Below are 19,272 nucleotides of genomic sequence, written 5' to 3' on the forward strand. Positions count from 1 at the left end.
CCGGCGGTGCTCAGCGGGCGAAGCGTCCCCAAGGGATGTCCCTGCTCAGCGGCTTGCGCAGGGAGCGCTGCGTGCGCGTCCACGCCGAGACGACCGGCTCCTCGGCGACGGCATCCGATTCCTCGGCCGCATATGCGTCGCTGACCACCGCGATGAGCGCGGCCAGTTCTTCCTCGGTCGCCGTGCCGCGGGTGATCTCGAGCGCCGGGCGCTCGTCCCTCTCGTCGATCACAGCGGGATGTTCCCGTGCTTCTTCGGCGGCAGTTCAGCGCGCTTGCCGCGCAGGGCGCGGAGTGCCTTGGCGATCGAGACGCGCGTGTTCGCCGGCTCGATGATGCCGTCGAGTTCGCCGCGCTCGGCGGCGAGGAACGGCGAGGCGACGTTGTAGGTGTACTCGTTCGCGAGGCGGGTGCGCACGGCGGCGACGTCTTCGCCGGCTTCCTCGGCCTTCTTGATCTCACCCCGGTAGAGGATGTTCACGGCGCCCTGGCCGCCCATGACCGCGATCTCGGCGGTCGGCCACGCGAGGTTGACGTCGGCGCCGAGCTGCTTCGAGCCCATCACGATGTAGGCGCCGCCGTAGGCCTTGCGCAGGATGACGGTCACCAGCGGCACGGTGGCCTCGGCGTACGCGTAGAGCAGTTTGGCTCCGCGTCGGATCACGCCGGTCCACTCCTGGTCGGTTCCGGGCAGGTAGCCCGGAACGTCGACGAGCGTCACGATCGGGATCGAGAACGCATCGCAGAAGCGGACGAAGCGGCTCGCCTTCTCGCCGGCCTCGATGTTCAGCGTTCCCGCCATCTGCGAGGGCTGGTTGGCGATGATGCCGACCGAGCGTCCCTCGATGCGGCCGAAGCCGATGACGATGTTCGGCGCGAAGAGCGGCTGAACCTCGAGGAAGTCGCCCTCGTCGACGACGTGCTCGATCACCGTGTGGATGTCGTACGGCTGGTTGGCCGAGTCCGGGATGATCGTGTTCAGCGCGCGGTCGGCATCCGTCGTCTCGAACTCGAAGACACCCTCGTACGAGGGGAGTTCTGCCATGTTGTTGTCCGGCAGGAAGCTGAGCAGAGTGCGCGCGTAGTCGAGCGCGTCGTCCTCGTCCTCCGCGAGGTAGTGCGCGACACCGGAGCGGGTGTTGTGCGTGTACGCACCGCCCAGCTCCTCCATGCCGACGTCTTCGCCGGTGACCGTCTTGATGACGTCGGGGCCGGTGACGAACATCTGGCTCGTCTTGTCGACCATGATCACGAAGTCGGTGAGGGCGGGGGAGTACACCGCGCCGCCGGCCGCCGGGCCCATGATGATCGAGATCTGCGGGATGACACCGGAGGCGCGGGTGTTCAGGCGGAAGATCTCGCCGTACTTGCCGAGCGCGACGACACCCTCCTGGATGCGCGCCCCTCCCGAGTCGAGGATGCCGATGCAGGGCATGCCGCCCGCCAGTGCGAACTCCATGACCTTGATGATCTTCTCGCCGGCGACCTCGCCGAGCGAGCCGCCGAACGTCGAGAAGTCCTGCGAGTAGACCGCGACCGTGCGCCCGTTGATCGTGCCGACACCGGTGACGACCGAGTCGCCGTAGGGCCGGGAGCGATCCATGCCGAACGCGGTCGTGCGGTGGCGCACGTACTCGTCGAACTCGACGAAGCTCCCGGGATCGACGAGCAGCTCGATGCGCTCGCGGGCGGTCATCTTGCCCTTGGCGTGCTGCTTCTCCTTCGCCTTCGCTTCTGCGTCGACGACGGCTTCGGTGTAGCGAGCGCGCAGATCCGCGATCTTGCCGGCGGTGGTAAAGAGGTCGGGCTTGTCCGTCACGGATTCCACACTATCGTCGCCGCGGCTCGGCCTGTTGGATGCTCGCCACAACGGGTGGCGTGATCCTTTGGTGAGGTGCTCTCTGTCCGATCAGCGCGGCGGACCGACGGCGCCCGGATTCTCGGGGAGTTCGTGGTCGCCGCGTGGGGCGGAATCGGACTCCAGCTCTCCGCTCGCGCCGCGTCCGCGACGGGTGGTCAGTTCGCCGACCTTACGACCCGCCCACCCCACCCCGCGCACCGCCGTGCCGGCCGCGCCCGCGACCGCTGAACCCGCGTAGCGCGCGCCGCGGAGCACGCGGAGTTCGACCTTCTCGGCACCGGCGACGGGTTCGAGCTCGGGCGGGAGGTCGAGGGGAGCGGCGCCGAACGCGCGGTGCGAGGTCGTCAGCACGCGTCGGCCGAGGATGTGGTTGCCCGCGCCGCCGATCGCCGCGCCCACTCCGAACGGTAGCGCCTTGCCCAGGAAGGAGGCGCCGCCGCGCGCGGCGAACTGCTTCACGAACATGCTCTTGAGCTGATCGACGAGCGGTCCGACGGCGGCACGGGGGAGGGATTTCGTCACGAGCTCGCCCCAGTAGGCGTTCCGGGTACCGCCGCGGCCGGCGACCTGACCGGCGAGCTGCCCGACCAGGTCGACGCCCTCCTTGCCGAGCATCAGGGTCATCACCAGCGCCCGGGCGCGATCGGGGTTGGCGACCGCGATGCCGTGCACCTCGGCGACCGACTGCGCGAACAGGGCGGTCGACTCGACGAAGCCGACCGTCTCGACGCCGGAGAGCGCGAGCGTCACGCCGGTGCCGATCCCCGGTACGACGGCTGTGGCCCCGACCGCTGCCCCACCGGTGGTGACGGCGGCGAGGTAGCGCCGTTCGAGGATCCGTACGATCTCGGCGGGTGACGCATGGGGATTGCGCAGACGGATGCTGCGGATGTGCGCGAGCACCAGTGGGCGCTGGATCGAGAGCACGCGATCGAGGCCACGGACGACGAACGGATGCTCGGGCGATCCCGTCGGAGGGATGCCCTTGTCCCACGGGGCGTCGTCCGGGAGGGAGTGGATCTTGTGCACCTTCGGGGCCATGTCACGATCCTAGGAACCCCGCCCGCGAAAACGCCGGGAGCCGCACCCCTGAGGGTGCGGCTCCCGGCGTTTTCGCTGGAGGCTCTCGACAGCGACTCAGACGAAGAGGTTCGCCCGCTCGAGGTCTTCGGCGAAGTCGACCTCGACCGCGTACAGGTCGGAGACGTCCATCGGCTCGAGCAGCAGGCCGTCCTCGGCGATCGCGAGCTCGAGGCCACGCTCGAAGTAGTCCTGGTCGTCGACGCGCTGCAGCTGGCGCATGAACGCCTTCTTCTGCGCCGACGAGATGTAGTTGATGCCGACGGCCTCGCCGAGGCCGCCGGTCACGGTCTTCGACAGCTCCTTGATGAAGCCCTCGGCCGTGACCGTGTACTTCACCTCTTCGTCGCTGACCTTGGAGGTGTTGACCGTGACGAACGACTGATCGCGCTCGATGAACGAGGCCGCTCGGCCGAGGATCATCGGGTCGAAGACGACGTCGCCGTTCATCCACAGCACGCCGCCGCGTCCGGTCGCGCCGAGGGCGCGCAGGAGGCTCTTCGAGGTGTTGGTCTCGTCGTAGCGCTCGTTGTGCACGTAGTTGGCGGAGGGGAAGGCCTCGATGATGGTCTCGGCGCGGTAGCCGACCACGGTGGTGATGCGCGCGTCGGTGCCGAACGCGGCGCGGATGTTGTCATGCTGCTGGCGCATGATCGTGCGGCCGTCGCCGAGTTCGGTGAGCGGCTTGGGCAGCGAACGGCCCAGGCGCGAGCCCATGCCGGCTGCGAGGATGACGGTCTGAAGAGTCACGAGTGCTCCTTTGGAAGGTGTGTTCATGGCCGGTTAACCAGCCGGACACTTCGTCGTGCCGCGTTCATGCTAGCGATGGACCCTGGGAAACACCGGGTCTCACGGCGCCCGTTGCCGTTTCGTGACCCAGTCCACACCGTATACCCAGGGTCGACGTCGGGGAAGGCGCCCGGGTGATTGTCAGGGTGAATGTTGCGACCGACCCCGGGGAAGTCGGCTCGCGTTGATACCGTAGAACCCGTGACTGCTTCCCCCGACGCCCGCCCCGAAAAGGCGGAAGACCCCACGACCGAATCGAAGGCGACCCCGGAGAAGCGGACGGCGACGTCGAAGCGGGCATCCGCGTCCTCCCCGACGGCGAAGAAGGCTTCCGCGGCCCGCACGAACGCCGCGAAGAAGACTCCCGCAGCCCGCACGCCCGCGAAGCGCCCGAGCACGGCAAAGGCTGCGGCGGAGAAGGCCGCTGCGGGCACCGACGTCGTCATCGAGCCCGTCTCGGCGGCGGGCCCGATCGAGAAGAAGGTTCCCGCGCGGCCGGCTGCCGGAGCGCGTGCCACGACGACGCGTACACCCGCGAAGTCCGCTGCGGCGAAAACGGCCGCAGCCAAGTCGGCGGCGGCGAAGAAGACGACCGCCGCGAGCACGACCGCTGCGGCGAAGACCACGGCAGCGAAGACAGCGGCCGCGAAATCGGCTGCAGCGAAGTCGACGGCGGCGAAGTCGACGGCAGCCAAGTCGACAGCGGCGAAGACCGCTGCGGCGAAGACCGCGGCGACGAAGGCTCAGGCGGCGAAGTCGACGGCACGCACCGCCGCATCACGCGCCGCTTCCACTCGCACGACCGCGGCGAAGACTGCCGCCGCGAGGACCGCTGCGGCGAAGGCGGCCGCGGCGAATGCGGCTGCGGCTGAGTCCGCGGAGGTCGCCGAGCCGAAGCCGCAGGCTCCCGTCACGATCGAGTCGACCCGGATCGACCCGCCTGAGGCGGTGGTCGAGGTCGACGGGACGGTCGGTGTCGGAGCGACTGTCGGCGTCGACGAGGTGATCGTCGAGCCTGAGATCGCTGAGGCGGAGATCGCTGAGACGGAGGTCGTCGAGCCCGAGGTCGTCGAGGCCGAGGTCGTCGAGCTCGAGATCGCTGAGGCGGAGGTTGTCGAGCCGGAGACCACCGAAGCCGGGCCCGATGTCGAGGCCACGGACGTCCGGTCCGAGGCATCCGCCGTCGCCGCGGAATCGGCCGCCCCCGCTGCGTCGGACGTCGAGGCTCTGCACATCCGCGGGCTCGTCAAGCATTTCGGCGACAATCGTGCCGTGCACGGCATAGACCTGTCGGTGCCGGCGGGCTCCTTCTACGGCATCGTCGGACCCAACGGAGCCGGTAAGACGACGACGCTGTCGATCATCGCGGGGCTGCTGCGCGCCGACGCCGGGAGCGTCGTGATCTGCGGCATCGACCAGGCGACGAACTCCCAGGCGGCGAAGCGGGTGATGGGCGTCCTCCCCGATCGCCTGCGCACGTTCGACCGTCTGACCGGCCGTCAGCTCCTCTACTACTACGGGCTCCTGCGGGGCCTGGCCTCCGACGTGATCGAGAAGCGCGTCGCCGATCTCGCGCGCGCCTTCGATCTGGGGGATGCGCTCGGTCGCGTCGTCTCGGACTACTCGGCGGGTATGACCAAGAAGGTCATGCTCGCGGGGGCGATGATCCACTCGCCGCGCGTGCTCGTGCTCGACGAGCCGTTCGAATCGGTCGACCCCGTCTCCTCGGCGGTGATCCTCGACATCCTGCGGGCGTACGTCGCGCACGGCGGCACCGTCATCCTGTCGAGCCACGGGATGGATCTCGTGGAGCGGGTGTGCTCGCGCGTCGCGATCATCGTCGACGGCGAAGTGCTCGCCGAGGGGACGATCGACGAGGTGCGGGCGGGCCAGACGCTCGAAGCGCGCTTCGTCGAGCTCTCCGGCGGTATCGGAGAGGTGGAGGGGCTCGAGTGGCTGCACACGTTCTCCGACTGAGGCTCGCCCTTCTGCTCGGATCGCTGCGCGGCGAGCGCCGGACGCGGTCGATCCTGTCCTTCCTCGTCGTCGTGGCGATCACGGTCGTCGTCTGCACCTCGGTGCTCAGCCTCTCCGGCGCACCGCTCGGCGTCGCCCGCACGGTCACCGTCCTCGGCGGCGCCGCGATCCTCCTCGGCTTCCTCATCGGCCCGATCCTCGTGGGAGCCGTGGACCAGCTCGATCCTCGCCGCTTCGCCGTCTTCGGCGTCGACGAGCGTCAGATGCCGTGGATCCTCGTCGTCGCGTCGCTGATCAGCGTCCCGAGCCTGGCTCTCCTGGCCGTGTACCTCAGCGTCGGCATCGTGGCGGTGCAGCTCGGCGTCGCGTGGCCGCTCGCGGTCGGGATGGCGGTGGTGGGCATCGTCAGCACCATCCTGGTCGCGCGCATCGGCATGGCGGTCAATGCGCTGCTGCTGCCCGAACGGCGCTCGCGCGAGCTCACGGCACTGTTCGTGCTCGCGCTGCTCGTCGTCGCGTTCCCGGTCGCCGTGTTCCTCGCGTCGTTCCGGTGGGACGGGGAGGTGCCGGCATCCCTGATCTCGCTGACGGGAGTGCTCTCCCTCACCCCGCTCGGAGCGGCACCCGGCGCGCTGTTCCAGGCGCCCGAGAGCTCGACGGCGTGGCTCATCGGCCTCATCGCCGTCGTGACCCTCGCGGGGTTCTGGGTGGTGTGGGAATGGCTGGTCCGCCGCCTGCTCACGACGACCGAGCGGCCCGTGGCCGCGCGCGAACGCACCGGTCTCGGGTGGTTCGCCCTCCTGCCGTCGACGGCCTTCGGAGCCATCGCCTCGCGCAGCCTCGTGTACTGGCTGCGCGACCGCCGCTACATCGTCAACGTGATCGTCGTCCCGGTCGCGGGGGTCCTCACGGTGCTCCCGCTCCTGGTCGCCGGAGTACCGCTCGAGATCGCCGCCCTCGTGCCGGTCCCCGTGATGGCGCTCTTCTTCGGATGGCTGCCGCACAACGACGTCGCCTACGACTCGACGGCCCTGTGGACGCACGTCGCCAGCGGTGTGCGCGGGCTGCCCGATCGGCTCGGGCGCCTGGTCCCCGTTCTCCTGGTGTCGATTCCGGTCCTGGCGATCGCCGTTCCGCTCACGCTCCTCGTCATCGACGACTGGCATCTGCTGCTGCCGCTGATCGGTCTCGGATCCAGCCTGCTGCTCTCGGCCCTCGGCCTGTCGAGCATCGTGTCGGTCGTCGCGCCGTACGCGGTGTCACGCCCGGGCGACAGTCCGTTCCAGCAACCGCAGCGTCCGACGTCGCGCGGCGCCTACGGGCCGGCCGTCGCATTCCTCGGGGCGATCCTCGTCAGCGGTCCGGTCATCTGGCTCTTCGCCTCGAACCTCCTCTCGGGGGAGGAGCAGGCGATGGCGACGTTCTGGGCCGGCCTCGGTACCGGCGTCGGTGTCTTCGTCATCGGAGCGGTCGTCGGCGGCCTCATCTTCGAACGCAGTGGGGAACGCCTCATGGAGTTCGTCGAGACCGCGTGACGCCGCCCCGCGCACGCGTGGACGCGGCTAGACTCACGGGATGAGTACTCCGCTGGACAGCCCCGATCAGGGCGGCGTGGCAACGCTTGATCGCGAACTGGAAGAGCTCCTCCGAGAGGAGAATCTCGAGCCGGGTGACCACGAGCGTTTCTCGCATTACGTGAAGAAGGACAAGATCCTCGAGTCGGCGATCACCGGCAAGCCGGTCCGCGCACTCTGCGGCAAGAAGTGGACGCCGGGGCGCGACCCCGAGAAGTTCCCGATCTGCCCGACGTGCAAGGAGATCTACGAGTCGATGACGCGCTGACCGCGCGGGCGCGATCTCACTCCACGTCGATGTAGACGGTGGGGATGGCCGGGTCGGACTTGCTCAGCGCGAGCGCGCGCACCGGCAGTTCCTCACGGACGCGGAGGTGATGCTCGCGGGCGGATGCCGTTCCCGCGGCGCCCTCGTGCGCGGAGTCGATCTCGCCGTGGTCGATGAACGTCACCTGGAGCGGGCGCCCCCCGACGGAGGATGCCGGCCCGTCCAGCTTCTCGAAGCCGTCGGCGACGAGAACCTCCTCCGCGGTGGCGACGCCGTCCTCGAGGCGACGGAAGGCGGCTTTGCGGCCGCCGTGCGACGCCTTGTCCGCGGAAGCCTTGGCGACGCCGATCCACGAACCCGTGGCATCCTGTCGGGCGACGAGCTTGTAGACCATGCTGGCCGTCGGATATCCCGATCCCGTGACCACCGACGTACCGACGCCGTAGGCGTCGACGGGCGACGCGGCGAGGGCCGCGATGGCGTACTCGTCGAGGTCGCTCGTGACCGTGATGCGTGTCTCGGTCGCGCCGAGAGCGTCGAGCTGCTCGCGCACGGCGGCCGCCACGGTGGGCAGGTCGCCGGAGTCGATGCGCACCCCGCCGAGGCCCGTGCCGGCGACGCGGATCGCCGTCTCCACGCCCGTCGGGATGTCGTAGGTGTCGACGAGCAGCGTGGTGTCGGTTCCGAGGCTTTCGATCTGCGACCGGAAGGCCTCTTCCTCGCTGTCGTGGAGCAGCGTCCAGGAGTGCGCGGCGGTGCCCATCGTCGGGATGCCCCACGTGCGGCCGGCCTCGAGATTGCTCGTCGACCGGAACCCGGCGATGTAGGCGGCACGGGCGGCCGCGACGGCCGACCGCTCGGCGGCGCGTCGCGATCCCATCTCCGCGAGGGGGCGCTCGCCCGCCGCGATGCTCATGCGCGAGGCGGCCGTGGCGACGGCCGAGTCGTGGTTGAGCACGCTCAGCGCCAGCGTCTCGAGGACGACCGCATCGGCGAAGCTGCCCTCGACGGTGAGGATGGGGGAGCCGGGGAAGTACAGCTCGCCCTCGCGGTAGCCGCGAATGGATCCGGTGAACCGGTAATCCTCGAGGTAGCGCAGGGATGCCGCATCGACCACGTCGTTGTCGCGGAGAAAACGAAGCTCGTCGTCACCGAAGCGGAAGTCGCGCACCAGGCTGAGCAGGCGCCCGGTGCCGGCGACGACCCCGAACCGGCGTCCGCCCGAGAGGCGGCGTGAGAAGAGCTCGAACACGCTCGGGCGCGATGCGGTCCCGTCGCGCAGCGATGCGGCGAGCATCGTGAGTTCGTAGCGGTCGGTGAGCAGCGCCGTCGACGAGGTCATGCGCTCAGTTTAGTGAGCGCGGCTCACCTGCGGCCGTGTCGTCGCGACTAGGCTGGGGAGTCATGAACGACGCGCCGATCGGTATCTTCGACTCCGGTGTCGGCGGGCTCACGGTGGCGCGGGCCATCCGCGCCCAGCTGCCCCGCGAGTCGTTCGTCTACATCGGCGACACCGCCCACTCGCCCTACGGGCCGAAGCCCATCGCCGATGTGCGCCGCTACTCGCTCGAGGTGCTCGACACGCTCGTCGACCAGGGCGTGAAGATGCTCGTGATCGCCTGCAACACGGCATCCTCGGCCATGCTCCGCGATGCGCGCGAGCGCTACGACGTGCCGGTGGTCGAGGTCATCGGGCCCGCGGTTCGGCGGGCCGTCTCGACGACGCGCAACGGACGCATCGGCGTGATCGGCACGGTCGGCACGATCGGCTCGCGCGCGTACCAGGACATGCTCGAGGTCAACGAGCGGCTGCAGGTGTTCACCGCGGCCTGCCCGCGCTTCGTCGAGTTCGTCGAGGCGGGCATCACCGGCACCCCGGAGGTGCTCGCCGTCGCCGAGGAGTACCTCGCGCCGCTGCGCGAAGCGGAGGTCGACACGCTCGTGCTCGGCTGCACCCACTACCCGTTCCTGCGCGGCGCCATCAGCTACGTGATGGGCGAGGGCGTCACGCTCGTGTCGAGCGATGACGAGACGGCCGGCGACGTCTACCGTCAGCTCGTCCGCGGCGATCTGCTCGCCCCGCCCGACGCGACCGCGCGGTACGTGTACGAGGCCACGGGCGACTCCGCCTCGGACTTCACCGCGCTCGCGAACCGCCTGATGGGTCGCGAGGTGCGCGACGTGCAGCTCGTCCAGACCGGCGTCATTCCCCTTCCCGACTCCCTCTCCGAGCCGCGCTGAGCGGTACCCCTCTCCCCGAAACGAAGGAAGCCCATGTCTGACATCGTGCGTGCCGACGGCCGCTCCACCGACCAGCTCCGCGAGGTCACGATCGAGCGCGGATGGAGCTCTCAGGCCGAGGGCTCCGCGCTGATCAGCTTCGGCGGGACGAAGGTGCTGTGCACGGCATCCTTCACCAACGGCGTTCCGCGCTGGCTCACCGGCAAGGGCAAGGGGTGGGTGACCGCCGAGTACGCCATGCTCCCTCGCGCCACGAACAGCCGCAACGACCGCGAGAGCGTGAAGGGACGCATCGGCGGGCGCACCCACGAGATCTCCCGCCTGATCGGGCGCGCGCTGCGTGCGGTCGTCGACACCAAGGCGCTCGGCGAGAACACGATCGTGATCGACTGCGACGTGCTGCAGGCCGACGGCGGCACGCGCACCGCGGCGATCACGGGCGCGTACATCGCCCTCGCCGACGCGATCGAGTGGGGACGCGAGAAGAAGTTCATCGGTCGCAACTCCACCCCGCTGCTCGACTCGGTCGCCGCGGTGTCGGTCGGGATCATCGATGGAGAGCCCATGCTCGATCTGGCATATGTCGAGGACGTGCGCGCGGAGACCGACATGAACGTCGTCGTCACCGGTCGCGGACTGTTCGTCGAGGTGCAGGGCACCGCCGAGGGTGCGCCCTTCGACAAGCGCGAACTCGACGCGCTGCTGCAGCTCGGCGTCGACGGCTGCGCGACCCTCACCGAGCGGCAGATCGCCGCACTGGCGGCCGAGTGACGATGAAGGTCGTCCTGGCCACGCACAATCCGCACAAGGTCGCCGAGTTCCAGCAGATCGTCGCCCGGGTGCGCCCCGACCTCGAAGTCGTCGGCTACGACGGACCCGAACCGGTCGAGGACGGAGTGACCTTCGCCGACAACGCGCTGATCAAGGCTCGAGCCGCGGCCGCGCACACCGGACTTCCGGCGCTCGCCGACGATTCGGGAATCTGCGTCGACGTGCTCGGCGGCTCGCCGGGCGTGTTCTCCGCCTACTGGGCGGGGCAGAAGAAGGATGCCGTCGCCAACCTCGAGCTGCTGCTCGATCAGCTGCGCGACATCGCCGACCCGCATCGCGCCGCGCACTTCACCTCGACGATCGCGCTCGTCTCACCCGACGGTGCCGAGAAGGTCGTCACCGGTATCTGGCCCGGGCGGCTCGCGCACGCCGCCTCCGGCGGGGGCGGGTTCGGGTACGACCCCATCTTCATCCCCGACGGCCAGCCGGCGGGGGAGGAGCGCTCGGTCGGGGACTTCACCGACGGGGAGAAGCAGGCGCAGTCCCATCGCGCCCGCGCGTTCGAGGAGTTGGCGCCGCTGCTCGCCGACCTCTGAGCGCGGGCTCGGGCAGAACGAGATGAGACTGGTTCTCGTTACCCTTCCCGACTAGCGAAATCGCGGCTGAACGGCTGATTCCGCGCTTAGCCTGGAGGCATGCACGATCACGCTCCCGCTGCCGGCGGCATCCGCTCGGCCGGCCACCGGCGTCTTCTGACGATCTCGCTGTGCCTCACCGCGACGATCATGGTGGTGCAGGTTGTCGGCGCTCTGCTGACCGGTTCCTTGGCGCTCCTTGCCGACGCCGCGCACATGTTCACGGACGCCTCGGCACTCGTGATCGCGCTCATCGCCGCGGCGGTGGCCGCGCGCCCCGCCGATGACCGTCGCACGTTCGGATATCAGCGGGCCGAGGTCTTCGGCGCGCTGATCAACGCGATCATCCTGATCCTGCTCGCGGGGTGGGTGGGGTTCGAGGCCGTCGGCCGCCTGATCGACCCGGGCGAGGTCGAGGTGGCGGGTCCGCTGATGCTCGTCGTCGCGGTGGTCGGCCTGCTGGCGAACGCGGTCTCGATGTGGTTGCTCAGCCGCGCGCAGCGCACCAGCATCAACGTGCGCGGGGCGTACCTCGAGGTGATGGGAGATCTGATCGGCTCGGCGGCCGTGATCGTCGCGGCGATCGTGATCGTGGCGACGGGCTGGATGCCGGCGGATGCCATCGCCTCGATGTTCATCGCGATCCTCATCATCCCGCGGGCGATCTCTCTGCTGCGGGAGGTCTTCTCGGTGCTCTCCGAGTCGGCGCCGAAGGGGATGGCGGTGGCCGACATCCGCTCGCACCTGCTCGGCTACGACGGTGTGGTCGGGGTGCACGACGTGCACGTCTGGCAACTGACCCGTGGCGCGCCGGTGTTCAGCGCGCACGTGCTCGTCGACCCGGCGATCCTCGCCGACGGACGATCGACCAGGCTCCTCTCGGAGATGCAGGGATGCCTCGCCGAGCACTTCGACGTCGAGCACTCGACGTTCCAGATCGAACCGGCGGAGCAGTCGGACTGCGAGCCGCGCCACGCCTGAGGGTCAGCTCTCGCGTACGACCTCATCGGGCGATTTGTCGGGGCGCAGTCCGCGCCAGCGCGCGTGCCGCAGCACCCCGTCCGGCGTCCAGTTCGCGAATTCCACCTCGCCGACCACTTCCGGGCGCACCCAGAGCGCGTCGGAGGCGTCGGGCGCGGGAACCCCGTCGAGGGGTGCGGTCTTCGTGCGCAGCGGTTCGAGCAGGTCGAGCAGATCGCGCAGGATGCGCTCGGTGAACCCGGTTCCGACCCGGCCGACGTAGCGCAGGGGTGAGCCGGGGGAGTCGTGCACCGCGAGCAGGAGGGAACCGAGCGTGCGCTCGCGATCGCCCTTGCCCGGACGGATGCCGACGATGACCGTCTCCTGCATTCGGGTGTGCTTGAGCTTGAGCCAGGAGGGCGAGCGCGTGCCGGGGCGGTAACGCGAGTCTCGGTCCTTGACGACGACGCCTTCGAGACCGAAGTCGTCGCTCGCGGCGAGAGCGTCATCGACGTCGTCGAACACGGGCGGCACCTGCACCGGCGCGTCGAGGTCGGCGATCAGGTCATCGAGCAGTGTGCGCCGCTGGTGCAGGGGGATGCCGGTGAGATCGTGGCCGTCGAGGCGCAGCAGGTCGAAGAGCATGTACACGATGGGCGTGCGCACGACCTCCCGTTCGATCTCGCGCGCGCGGGTGAGGTGCATGCGGTTCTGCAGCCGCGAGAAGCTCGGACGGCCGTCATGGTCGAAGGCGACGATCTCTCCGTCGACGACCGCGTCCGCCGCCGGCAGGAACGGGGCGCCGTCGCTCGTGAGCTCCGGGTAGCGCGCGGTGATATCGGTGCCTCGGCGGGCGTGCAGACGCATCCATCCGTTCGACCAGGTGCCCATCGCGCGGATGCCGTCCCATTTCACTTCGGCCCAGGCGGGATCGCTCAGGCGGCGCGCGAGTGCGGGGGTGCCGTGCTCGGCGAGCATCGGCTCGAAAGTCGGGAGCGTCGCCTCCGGATCGAGCGCGACGGGAGAGGCGCCGCGGCTGCTCGGCCGGTGTCGCTCCGCCTTCGACTGGGCGGCTGGCGGGGAAGTCGGGGCCGGGGCATCCGCCGGGTGCAGCGCCGCCATCGGGTCGATGCCGGCTGCCGCGCGCTCCAGCACCTCGTCGAGGTCGAGCTGTGCGAGATCGGGGTCGTCGAGCTCGTCCCAGGTGCGGGGAGCCGCCACCCATGGCCGGGCGCGGCCGCGCAGCGAGTACGGCGAGATCGTCGTCTTCTTGCCGTTGTTCTGACTCCAGTCGAGGAACACTCGGCCGCTCCGCACGGCCTTCGACATGGTGGCGGTCGCGAGCTCGGGGTGCTCGTTCTCGATGACGCGGGCGAGTTCCTTCACGACCATCGAGATCTCGGCGCTCGTCTGCTCGCCGGGGAGCGACGCGTACAGGTGGATGCCCTTGCTGCCGCTGGTCACCGGCACCGGATCGAGCCCCATCCCGGTCAGGATGCCGCGGGCGAGACGGGCGACGGCCGCGCACTGCGCGAGTCCCGCGCCGGGGCCCGGGTCGAGGTCGAGCACCAGGCGGTCGGGTCGCCCGGGCAGTCCGTCGGCTCCGAACCGCCACTGCGGTACGTGCAGCTCGATCGCCGCGACCTGAGCCAGCCACACCAGGGTCGGCACCTCGTCGACCAGCGGATAGTCCTTCGGACCGTCGGAGTGCACGATCGCCTGGCGGGGAATCCACTCGGGCGCCCCGCGTTCGAGCTGCTTCGTGAAGAAGGCATCGGCCGGGGCATCCGCCGTCCCCATACCCTCGACCCAGCGCTTGCGGGTCACGGGGCGCCCGGCGAGCAGGGGCAGCAGCTGCGGTGCGATGGCCGAGTAGTAGGCGAAGATCTCGCCCTTCGTCGTGCCGGTTTCGGGATACACGACCTTGTCGAGGTTGGTCACGCGCAGGCGGCGTCCTTCGACCTGCACGATCCGACCGTCGACGACCATGGAGCCAGCGTAGTCAAGGGCTGGTCTCGGCCGGTGCCGCTGGTGTTCACTGGGGTCATGAGAACGATCTGGAAGGGCGCGGTCACGTTCGGGCTCGTCAACGTGCCGGTGAAGGTGTACTCCGCCACCGAGGACCACGACGTTCCGCTGCACCAGGTGCACGACAAGGACGGCGGACGCATCCGCTACCAGCGCACGTGCGAGATCTGCGGCGAGACCGTGGCCTACTCCGACATCGATCGCGCCTACGTCGACGAGGGGCACACCGTCGTGCTCACCAAGGACGATCTCGCCGCTCTCCCTTCCGAGAAGAGCCGTGAGATCGATGTCGTGGAGTTCGTGCCCAGCGACCAGGTCGACCTGCTCACCCTCGACAAGCCGTACTACCTCGAGCCGGATTCGAAATCCCCCAAGGCTTACGTGCTGCTGCGCAAGACGCTCGAGCAGAGCGACCGCACCGCGATCGTGCGCTTCACGCTCCGGCAGAAGACCCGTCTCGCCGCGCTGCGGGTGCGCGGGGACGTGCTCGTGCTGCAGACCCTGCTCTGGGCCGACGAGGTGCGCGAGGTCGACTTTCCTGCGCTGCACGAGGACGTGTCGATCTCGAAGAAGGAACTCGAACTGTCGGCATCGCTGGTCGAGAGTTACTCGAGCGACTTCGACCCCGCGGAGTTCGTCGACGAGTACCAGAAGGAGCTGCGCACGCTCATCGACGCCAAGATCGACGCGGGCGAGGGCTTCGACGTCGCCGACACCTTCGGCGAGACGGAGGGAGCGGAGAAGGGCGGCGAGGTCATCGACCTCATGGAGGCCCTGCGCGCCAGCGTCGCGAAGTCCAAGGAACAGCGGGCGAAGGGCTCCGCGGAGAAGTCCGGCGGCGACGGGAAGGATGCCGACGCCGAGAAGTCGGCCGCGAAGAAGCCCGCCGCGAAGAAGGCGCCGGCGAAGAGGAAAGCGGGCTGACGGCCGCGCCCGCTTTCAGCCCGCGTCGTCAGTGCTTGCCGTCGCCGTCCAGGTCGGGTGCGCGGTCGAAGACCTCGGGATCGAGCGTGAGAGCCTGCGCCTCGGCCGCCTCGGTGACGACGTCGTGGCCGGCCTCGGCCTCCTTCTTCGCTTTGTAGCGCTCGCGGAGGTAATGCCACAGCGTCACCAGAGCCGTGCCGCCGACCGCGGCGAGCAGGATCAGATCGATGTAGCTCTCGACGAAGTGGGCGACGGGCGGGATGAACCCGATCGCGTACCCGAACATCGTGAGACCGAAGCCCCAGAGGATGGCACCGATGAGGTTGTAGAGCGTGTACTTGCGCCACGGCATGTGTCCGACGCCCGCGGCGACCGGGGCGAACGTGCGCACGATCGGCACGAACCGGGCGAGGATCACGGTGATGCCGCCGAAGCGCTCGAAGAACGCGTTCGTGCGCTCGACGTTCTTCTTGCTGAAGAGGCCCGATTCCTTGCGCTCGAAGACGGCCGGACCGCCCTTGTGGCCGATCACGTAGCCGACCTCGCCGCCGACGAACGCCGAGAGACCGATCAGGAGCGCCACGAACCACACGTTGATGCCGAAGACGCCGTGCTCGGAACCCGCGATCGGGTGCGACAGCAGACCGGCGATCACGAGCAGCGTGTCACCCGGGAGCAGGAAGCCGACCAGCAGTCCGGTCTCGGCGAAGACGATGAAGCACACCACGAGGAGAGCCCACGGGCCCGCCGTGCCGATGATCGTGGCCGGGTCGAGCCAGGGGATGAGCGCGGCGTGATGCATGGGTGTCCCGTCGTGGTGCGATGGTGCGATGGTGCGGCGGTCGAGCAGCCGAACGCGCGAATGCGCTCGTCCTGTGCGGAAGGTGGGACTTGAACCCACACGCCCTGGGGCACAGGAACCTAAATCCTGCGTGTCTGCCAATTCCACCACTCCCGCGCGGTGCTCACAGTCTACCGAGCGGAGGCCTCCGCTTTCCCGGGAGAATCCGGTACAAGGAGAGGGCGGGGATCCCTCGATCCGTCGGGTGACTCGACCGTCCGATCGACGGCCGCGTGACCATCCCCGCGGCGATCCGGGCACCGGGGGCTCCGAGGAGTCGGAGGCCACGTCTTCAGTGCAGCACGAGGGCCGTTCCGAGGTCGTTCCGCCTTCGCTGTGGATAACTTCCGCGCCGTTCTCGCGATTCTTGCGAGGATGCTCGGCGTGAATCCTCCCTCTCTCGCCGTGGCCGATCGTGTGCGCCTTCGTCTGCGCAGCGACGGCACCGACCCCTCGATCGATCCGGATGCCGTCCGTCGGATCACCGAGGCCGAGGTCCGCAGGCACAACGACCTGGCTCTCGCCCGAGGGCAGGAGCTCATCGACGACGAGGCGCGCTCGGTCCGCGATGTGCTCGCGGCGGTCAGCGGGTACGGGGCGTTGCAGCCCTTGCTCGACGATCCGGGGATCGAGGAGATCTGGGTGAACGGGGGAGACCAGGTGCACATCGCCCGGGGCGGAGTGGCCGAGCGCGTCGAACTGCGGCTCGGTGAGACGGTCGTGCGCGACCTCGTCGAGCGAATGCTGCAATCCACCGGTCGCCGCGTCGACATCAGCCAACCGTTCGTCGACGCCTCGCTGCCCGACGGCTCCCGTCTGCACGTCGCGATCGCCGATGTGGTGCGCGGCGGGTGGGCGGTCAACATCCGAAAGTTCCTGCCCGGGCATCGGACTCTCGATGCGCTCGCCGCGCAGGGGGCGCTCCCCGTCGATCTCGCGAGATTCCTCGGCGATGAGATGCGTGCGGGGCGGAGTGTGATCGTCTCCGGGGCGACGCATGCGGGCAAGACCACGATGCTCGGCGCCCTCCTGGCCGCCTGCGCCGATCTGCAGCGCATCGTCACGGTCGAGGAGACCTTCGAGCTCTCGGTCGACGGACCCGATCTCGTCGCGCTGCAGGGGCGCCAGGCGAGTCTGGAGGGCTCCGGTGAGATCACCCTCCGCAGGCTCGTGAAGGAAGCCCTCCGCATGCGTCCCGATCGGCTGGTCGTCGGAGAGGTGCGCGATGCCGAGGCGCTCGACCTGGTGCTGGCGCTCAACACCGGGGTGCCGGGAGCGGCGACCGTGCACGCGAACTCCGCCGACGATGCGCTCGACAAGCTCACGATGCTGCCTCTCCTGGCCGGGCGGAACATCGACCGCTCCTTCATCGTGCCGGCGCTCGCCGCGTCCGTCGATCTCGTGGTGCATTGCGTGCGCGATCCGGAGGGCGGACGACGGGTACGCGAAGTCATCGCCCCGACCGGTGAGATCGCCGACGGACGGATCGCCACCCGCGTCATCTACTCGGACCCCGGGCGCGGCACCGCTCTGCGTACCCCGGGGCGCGACTCGTGACGCTGTTCCTCGGCGCCCTCCTGGCCGCAGGAGCGCTGCTGTGCCTTTCGCCGTGGCTGTGGCCGGCGGGCGCGCCGAAGAGTACGACGCCCCGTCGGGGGCATCTCACTCGGCTCGTCGCGGAGGCGGGGATCGGCGCGCTGACCCCGCGAGCGGTGCTCACGGGCATGATCGCGGTGGCGCTCGCCGCGGCGGCTGCCGCCTGGCTCGTCTCCGGTCTTCCGGTTCTGGCGCTCCTCGCCGGGCTCGCAGCGGGCTCGGCGCCGATCGGGTATCTGCGGGGGCGTCGACTGCGTCTGCGCCGTCTTCGCCGCCAGCTCTGGCCGGACGTATGCGATCTGCTCATCGCGTCGATCCGCGTCGGTCTGTCCCTCCCCGATGCGGTCGGAGCGCTGGAGGACTCCGCGCCGGCGATGCTGCGACCGGCGTTCGCGGTGTTCGCGCACGATGTGCGGGCGACGGGGCGGTTCGAGACGAGCCTCGATCGCCTCAAGGACACGCTCGCCGACCCCATCGGGGACCGCATCATCGAGACTCTGCGCATGGCCCGGCAGGTGGGTGGCACCGAGCTGACCGGCGTGCTCCGCGCGCTCGCCGCCTCTGTCCGTGCCGATGCCGCCCTCCGCGGCGAGGTCGAGGCGCGCCAGTCATGGATCCGCGGGGCCGCAGTGCTGGGCGCGGTGGCGCCATGGGTGATCCTCGGCCTGCTGGTGATGCGGCCAGAGGGCGCCGAAGCCTACGGCACGCCTGAGGGTGTGCTGGTGATCTGTCTCGGAGCCGCCGTGTCGACCGTGGCCTTCCGCGTGATGGTCCGGATCGGACGCCTGCCCGAGCCTCGTCGGTGGTTCGGATGAACTCCGGGTCGTCGATCGCGATCGCCGCACTGCTGGGTGGGATGTTCGGACTCGGCGTCCTGGGCATCCTCTCGGTCGTGCCGCGCTGGGGTGCCGCATCCCTGGCCGTGCGGATCGCTCCGTACGTGCGCGACGTCGTGGACGATGCCGACCTTCCACTCTCGGCGCTCCCGTCGATCGCCCTGCTCCCCACGGGGAGGCGCTCACCCTGGCAGCATCTCCTCGTTCTCTTCGAGAGGGTGCTCGGCGGGGGAGAAGCGCTCGCTCGTCGCATCGCGCAGTCGGGCGCGAGTGTCACTCCCTCGGGATTCCGGGCTCGCCAGCTCGGATGGATCGTCGGGGGGATCGCCGGCGGCGCGCTGGTGATCGTCGTCCTCGTGCTCACCGGCCGCATGACCGCCCCCGTGGCCGTCCTTCCGCTCCTCTGCGGAGGGGCAGCCGGAGCGCTCTACGACATGCAGTTGTCCACTCGGGTCAAGGCGCGACGCACTCGTATGACCGACGAGCTTCCGACGACGCTCGAGTTCTTGGCCCTCTGTCTGTCCGCCGGCGAGGGGTTCCTCGACGCCCTGCGGCGGGTGTCATCGGTCGGATCCGGCGAGCTCACCGGCGAGTTCCGGCAGGTCGTCCTCGCGGTCGGCACCGGTTCCCCGCTGGCGGAGGCACTGAGCGAGACCGCCGCACGACTCCAGCTGCCGGGCCTCTCGCGCGCGATCGACCAGGTGATCGCCGCGCTCGAGCACGGCGCACCCCTCGCCGCCGTCCTGCAGGCGCAGGCGGGCGACGCCCGCGAGGACGCCAAGCGGATCCTCATCGAGCAGGCCGGGCGCAAGGAGATCCTCATGCTCCTCCCTACTCGGTCGGCTTGCATCTGACGCTCCGGTCACCCTCCCGAAGTTCCCGTTCGAGGTCG

At 69.6% G+C, this 19,272-nt stretch carries 18 protein-coding genes and 1 tRNA gene; 11 read left to right on the forward strand and 8 right to left on the reverse strand.

Annotation, left to right across the window (positions count from 1 at the left end; translation table 11 throughout):
- Window positions 1-10: 10 nt before the first annotated feature.
- From ACI2JZ_RS16110 to ACI2JZ_RS16125, 4 genes are all read right to left on the reverse strand, one after another.
- A complete protein-coding gene (locus ACI2JZ_RS16110) occupies window positions 11-232 on the reverse strand; it encodes an acyl-CoA carboxylase subunit epsilon (RefSeq protein ID WP_404598499.1) in 222 nt (73 codons plus the stop codon).
- A complete protein-coding gene (locus ACI2JZ_RS16115) occupies window positions 229-1,818 on the reverse strand; it encodes an acyl-CoA carboxylase subunit beta (protein ID WP_404598501.1) in 1,590 nt (529 codons plus the stop codon). Before ACI2JZ_RS16115 ends, ACI2JZ_RS16110 begins: the two co-directional genes overlap by 4 nt.
- 90 nt (window positions 1,819-1,908) lie before the next feature.
- The gene (locus ACI2JZ_RS16120) at window positions 1,909-2,901 is read right to left on the reverse strand and encodes a hypothetical protein (protein ID WP_404598502.1); all 993 of its coding nucleotides are present in this window, start codon (window positions 2,899-2,901) and stop codon (window positions 1,909-1,911) included.
- Between the two features lie 96 nt (window positions 2,902-2,997).
- Window positions 2,998-3,690: an NTP transferase domain-containing protein gene (locus tag ACI2JZ_RS16125; RefSeq protein ID WP_247634340.1), complete on the reverse strand. Its 693-nt coding sequence runs from the start codon at window positions 3,688-3,690 to the stop codon at window positions 2,998-3,000.
- Window positions 3,691-3,930: 240 nt separating this feature from the next.
- On the opposite strand from ACI2JZ_RS16125, the gene ACI2JZ_RS16130 reads away from it, so the two are divergent.
- From ACI2JZ_RS16130 to ACI2JZ_RS16140, 3 genes are read left to right on the forward strand one after another with little or no spacing between them, the layout of a single operon-like run.
- The gene (locus ACI2JZ_RS16130) at window positions 3,931-5,706 is read left to right on the forward strand and encodes an ATP-binding cassette domain-containing protein (RefSeq protein WP_404598504.1); all 1,776 of its coding nucleotides are present in this window, start codon (window positions 3,931-3,933) and stop codon (window positions 5,704-5,706) included.
- Window positions 5,682-7,241: a hypothetical protein gene (locus ACI2JZ_RS16135; RefSeq protein WP_404598505.1), complete on the forward strand. Its 1,560-nt coding sequence runs from the start codon at window positions 5,682-5,684 to the stop codon at window positions 7,239-7,241. Before ACI2JZ_RS16130 ends, ACI2JZ_RS16135 begins: the two co-directional genes overlap by 25 nt.
- A gap of 40 nt (window positions 7,242-7,281) precedes the next feature.
- Window positions 7,282-7,548 (forward strand): DUF3039 domain-containing protein, encoded by a 267-nt coding sequence (locus tag ACI2JZ_RS16140; RefSeq protein ID WP_247624800.1) that lies wholly within the window; start codon window positions 7,282-7,284, stop codon window positions 7,546-7,548.
- A gap of 16 nt (window positions 7,549-7,564) precedes the next feature.
- On the opposite strand, the gene ACI2JZ_RS16145 is transcribed toward ACI2JZ_RS16140, so the two are convergent.
- Window positions 7,565-8,890, reverse strand: a complete 1,326-nt coding sequence (locus tag ACI2JZ_RS16145; protein WP_404598506.1) for a nicotinate phosphoribosyltransferase — start codon at window positions 8,888-8,890, stop codon at window positions 7,565-7,567.
- A gap of 62 nt (window positions 8,891-8,952) precedes the next feature.
- On the opposite strand from ACI2JZ_RS16145, the gene murI reads away from it, so the two are divergent.
- From murI to ACI2JZ_RS16165, 4 genes are all read left to right on the forward strand, one after another.
- Entirely contained in the window at window positions 8,953-9,789 is an 837-nt protein-coding gene (murI, locus tag ACI2JZ_RS16150; protein ID WP_247624798.1) for a glutamate racemase, read from the forward strand.
- 33 nt (window positions 9,790-9,822) lie between these two features.
- Complete coding sequence (gene rph, locus ACI2JZ_RS16155; protein ID WP_404598507.1) at window positions 9,823-10,560, forward strand: ribonuclease PH; 738 nt, start codon at window positions 9,823-9,825, stop codon at window positions 10,558-10,560.
- A 2-nt stretch (window positions 10,561-10,562) separates the two neighbouring features.
- Window positions 10,563-11,156, forward strand: a complete 594-nt coding sequence (rdgB, locus tag ACI2JZ_RS16160) for an RdgB/HAM1 family non-canonical purine NTP pyrophosphatase (RefSeq protein ID WP_404598509.1) — start codon at window positions 10,563-10,565, stop codon at window positions 11,154-11,156.
- A gap of 99 nt (window positions 11,157-11,255) precedes the next feature.
- Entirely contained in the window at window positions 11,256-12,176 is a 921-nt protein-coding gene (locus ACI2JZ_RS16165) for a cation diffusion facilitator family transporter (protein ID WP_404598511.1), read from the forward strand.
- A 3-nt stretch (window positions 12,177-12,179) separates the two neighbouring features.
- Here the strand turns inward: ACI2JZ_RS16165 and ligD are convergent, their stop codons facing one another.
- Window positions 12,180-14,144 (reverse strand): non-homologous end-joining DNA ligase, encoded by a 1,965-nt coding sequence (ligD, locus tag ACI2JZ_RS16170; RefSeq protein ID WP_404598512.1) that lies wholly within the window; start codon window positions 14,142-14,144, stop codon window positions 12,180-12,182.
- A 57-nt stretch (window positions 14,145-14,201) separates the two neighbouring features.
- Between ligD and ACI2JZ_RS16175 the strand changes: the two genes are divergently transcribed.
- A complete protein-coding gene (locus ACI2JZ_RS16175) occupies window positions 14,202-15,107 on the forward strand; it encodes a Ku protein (RefSeq protein ID WP_404598513.1) in 906 nt (301 codons plus the stop codon).
- Window positions 15,108-15,135: 28 nt separating this feature from the next.
- Here ACI2JZ_RS16175 and ACI2JZ_RS16180 read toward each other — a convergent pair whose 3' ends face one another.
- On the reverse strand, window positions 15,136-15,909 hold the full coding sequence (locus ACI2JZ_RS16180) for a DedA family protein (RefSeq protein ID WP_404598515.1): 774 nt from the start codon (window positions 15,907-15,909) through the stop codon (window positions 15,136-15,138).
- Window positions 15,910-15,983: 74 nt separating this feature from the next.
- Window positions 15,984-16,065 (reverse strand) — tRNA-Leu (locus ACI2JZ_RS16185).
- A 267-nt stretch (window positions 16,066-16,332) separates the two neighbouring features.
- Between ACI2JZ_RS16185 and ACI2JZ_RS16190 the strand changes: the two genes are divergently transcribed.
- The 3 genes from ACI2JZ_RS16190 to ACI2JZ_RS16200 are packed head-to-tail and all read left to right on the forward strand — an operon-like array spanning window position 16,333 to window position 19,234.
- The gene (locus ACI2JZ_RS16190) at window positions 16,333-17,505 is read left to right on the forward strand and encodes a CpaF family protein (RefSeq protein WP_404598516.1); all 1,173 of its coding nucleotides are present in this window, start codon (window positions 16,333-16,335) and stop codon (window positions 17,503-17,505) included.
- Window positions 17,502-18,359 carry a type II secretion system F family protein gene (locus ACI2JZ_RS16195; RefSeq protein ID WP_404598517.1) on the forward strand — a complete coding sequence of 286 codons (858 nt, stop codon included), beginning with the start codon at window positions 17,502-17,504 and terminating at the stop codon, window positions 18,357-18,359. The genes ACI2JZ_RS16190 and ACI2JZ_RS16195 overlap by 4 nt, the downstream gene beginning before the upstream one ends.
- Window positions 18,356-19,234 carry a type II secretion system F family protein gene (locus ACI2JZ_RS16200; RefSeq protein ID WP_404598518.1) on the forward strand — a complete coding sequence of 293 codons (879 nt, stop codon included), beginning with the start codon at window positions 18,356-18,358 and terminating at the stop codon, window positions 19,232-19,234. The genes ACI2JZ_RS16195 and ACI2JZ_RS16200 overlap by 4 nt, the downstream gene beginning before the upstream one ends.
- Window positions 19,235-19,272 lie beyond the last annotated feature (38 nt).

Source organism: Microbacterium sp. NPDC087868, assembly GCF_044900755.1.
Classification (GTDB): domain Bacteria; phylum Actinomycetota; class Actinomycetes; order Actinomycetales; family Microbacteriaceae; genus Microbacterium; species Microbacterium galbinum.

What these genes read in the sequence shown, in the direction of transcription:
- ACI2JZ_RS16120 (WP_404598502.1), bottom strand. Translation starts at nt 2,901, where the DNA reads ATGGCCCCGAAGGTGCACAAGATCCACTCCCTCCCGGACGACGCCCCG.
- ACI2JZ_RS16140 (WP_247624800.1), top strand. Translation starts at nt 7,282, where the DNA reads ATGAGTACTCCGCTGGACAGCCCCGATCAGGGCGGCGTGGCAACGCTT.
- ACI2JZ_RS16145 (WP_404598506.1), bottom strand. Translation starts at nt 8,890, where the DNA reads ATGACCTCGTCGACGGCGCTGCTCACCGACCGCTACGAACTCACGATG.
- murI (WP_247624798.1), top strand. Translation starts at nt 8,953, where the DNA reads ATGAACGACGCGCCGATCGGTATCTTCGACTCCGGTGTCGGCGGGCTC.
- rph (WP_404598507.1), top strand. Translation starts at nt 9,823, where the DNA reads ATGTCTGACATCGTGCGTGCCGACGGCCGCTCCACCGACCAGCTCCGC.
- rdgB (WP_404598509.1), top strand. Translation starts at nt 10,563, where the DNA reads ATGAAGGTCGTCCTGGCCACGCACAATCCGCACAAGGTCGCCGAGTTC.
- ACI2JZ_RS16165 (WP_404598511.1), top strand. Translation starts at nt 11,256, where the DNA reads ATGCACGATCACGCTCCCGCTGCCGGCGGCATCCGCTCGGCCGGCCAC.
- ligD (WP_404598512.1), bottom strand. Translation starts at nt 14,144, where the DNA reads ATGGTCGTCGACGGTCGGATCGTGCAGGTCGAAGGACGCCGCCTGCGC.
- ACI2JZ_RS16175 (WP_404598513.1), top strand. Translation starts at nt 14,202, where the DNA reads ATGAGAACGATCTGGAAGGGCGCGGTCACGTTCGGGCTCGTCAACGTG.
- ACI2JZ_RS16180 (WP_404598515.1), bottom strand. Translation starts at nt 15,909, where the DNA reads ATGCATCACGCCGCGCTCATCCCCTGGCTCGACCCGGCCACGATCATC.
- ACI2JZ_RS16200 (WP_404598518.1), top strand. Translation starts at nt 18,356, where the DNA reads ATGAACTCCGGGTCGTCGATCGCGATCGCCGCACTGCTGGGTGGGATG.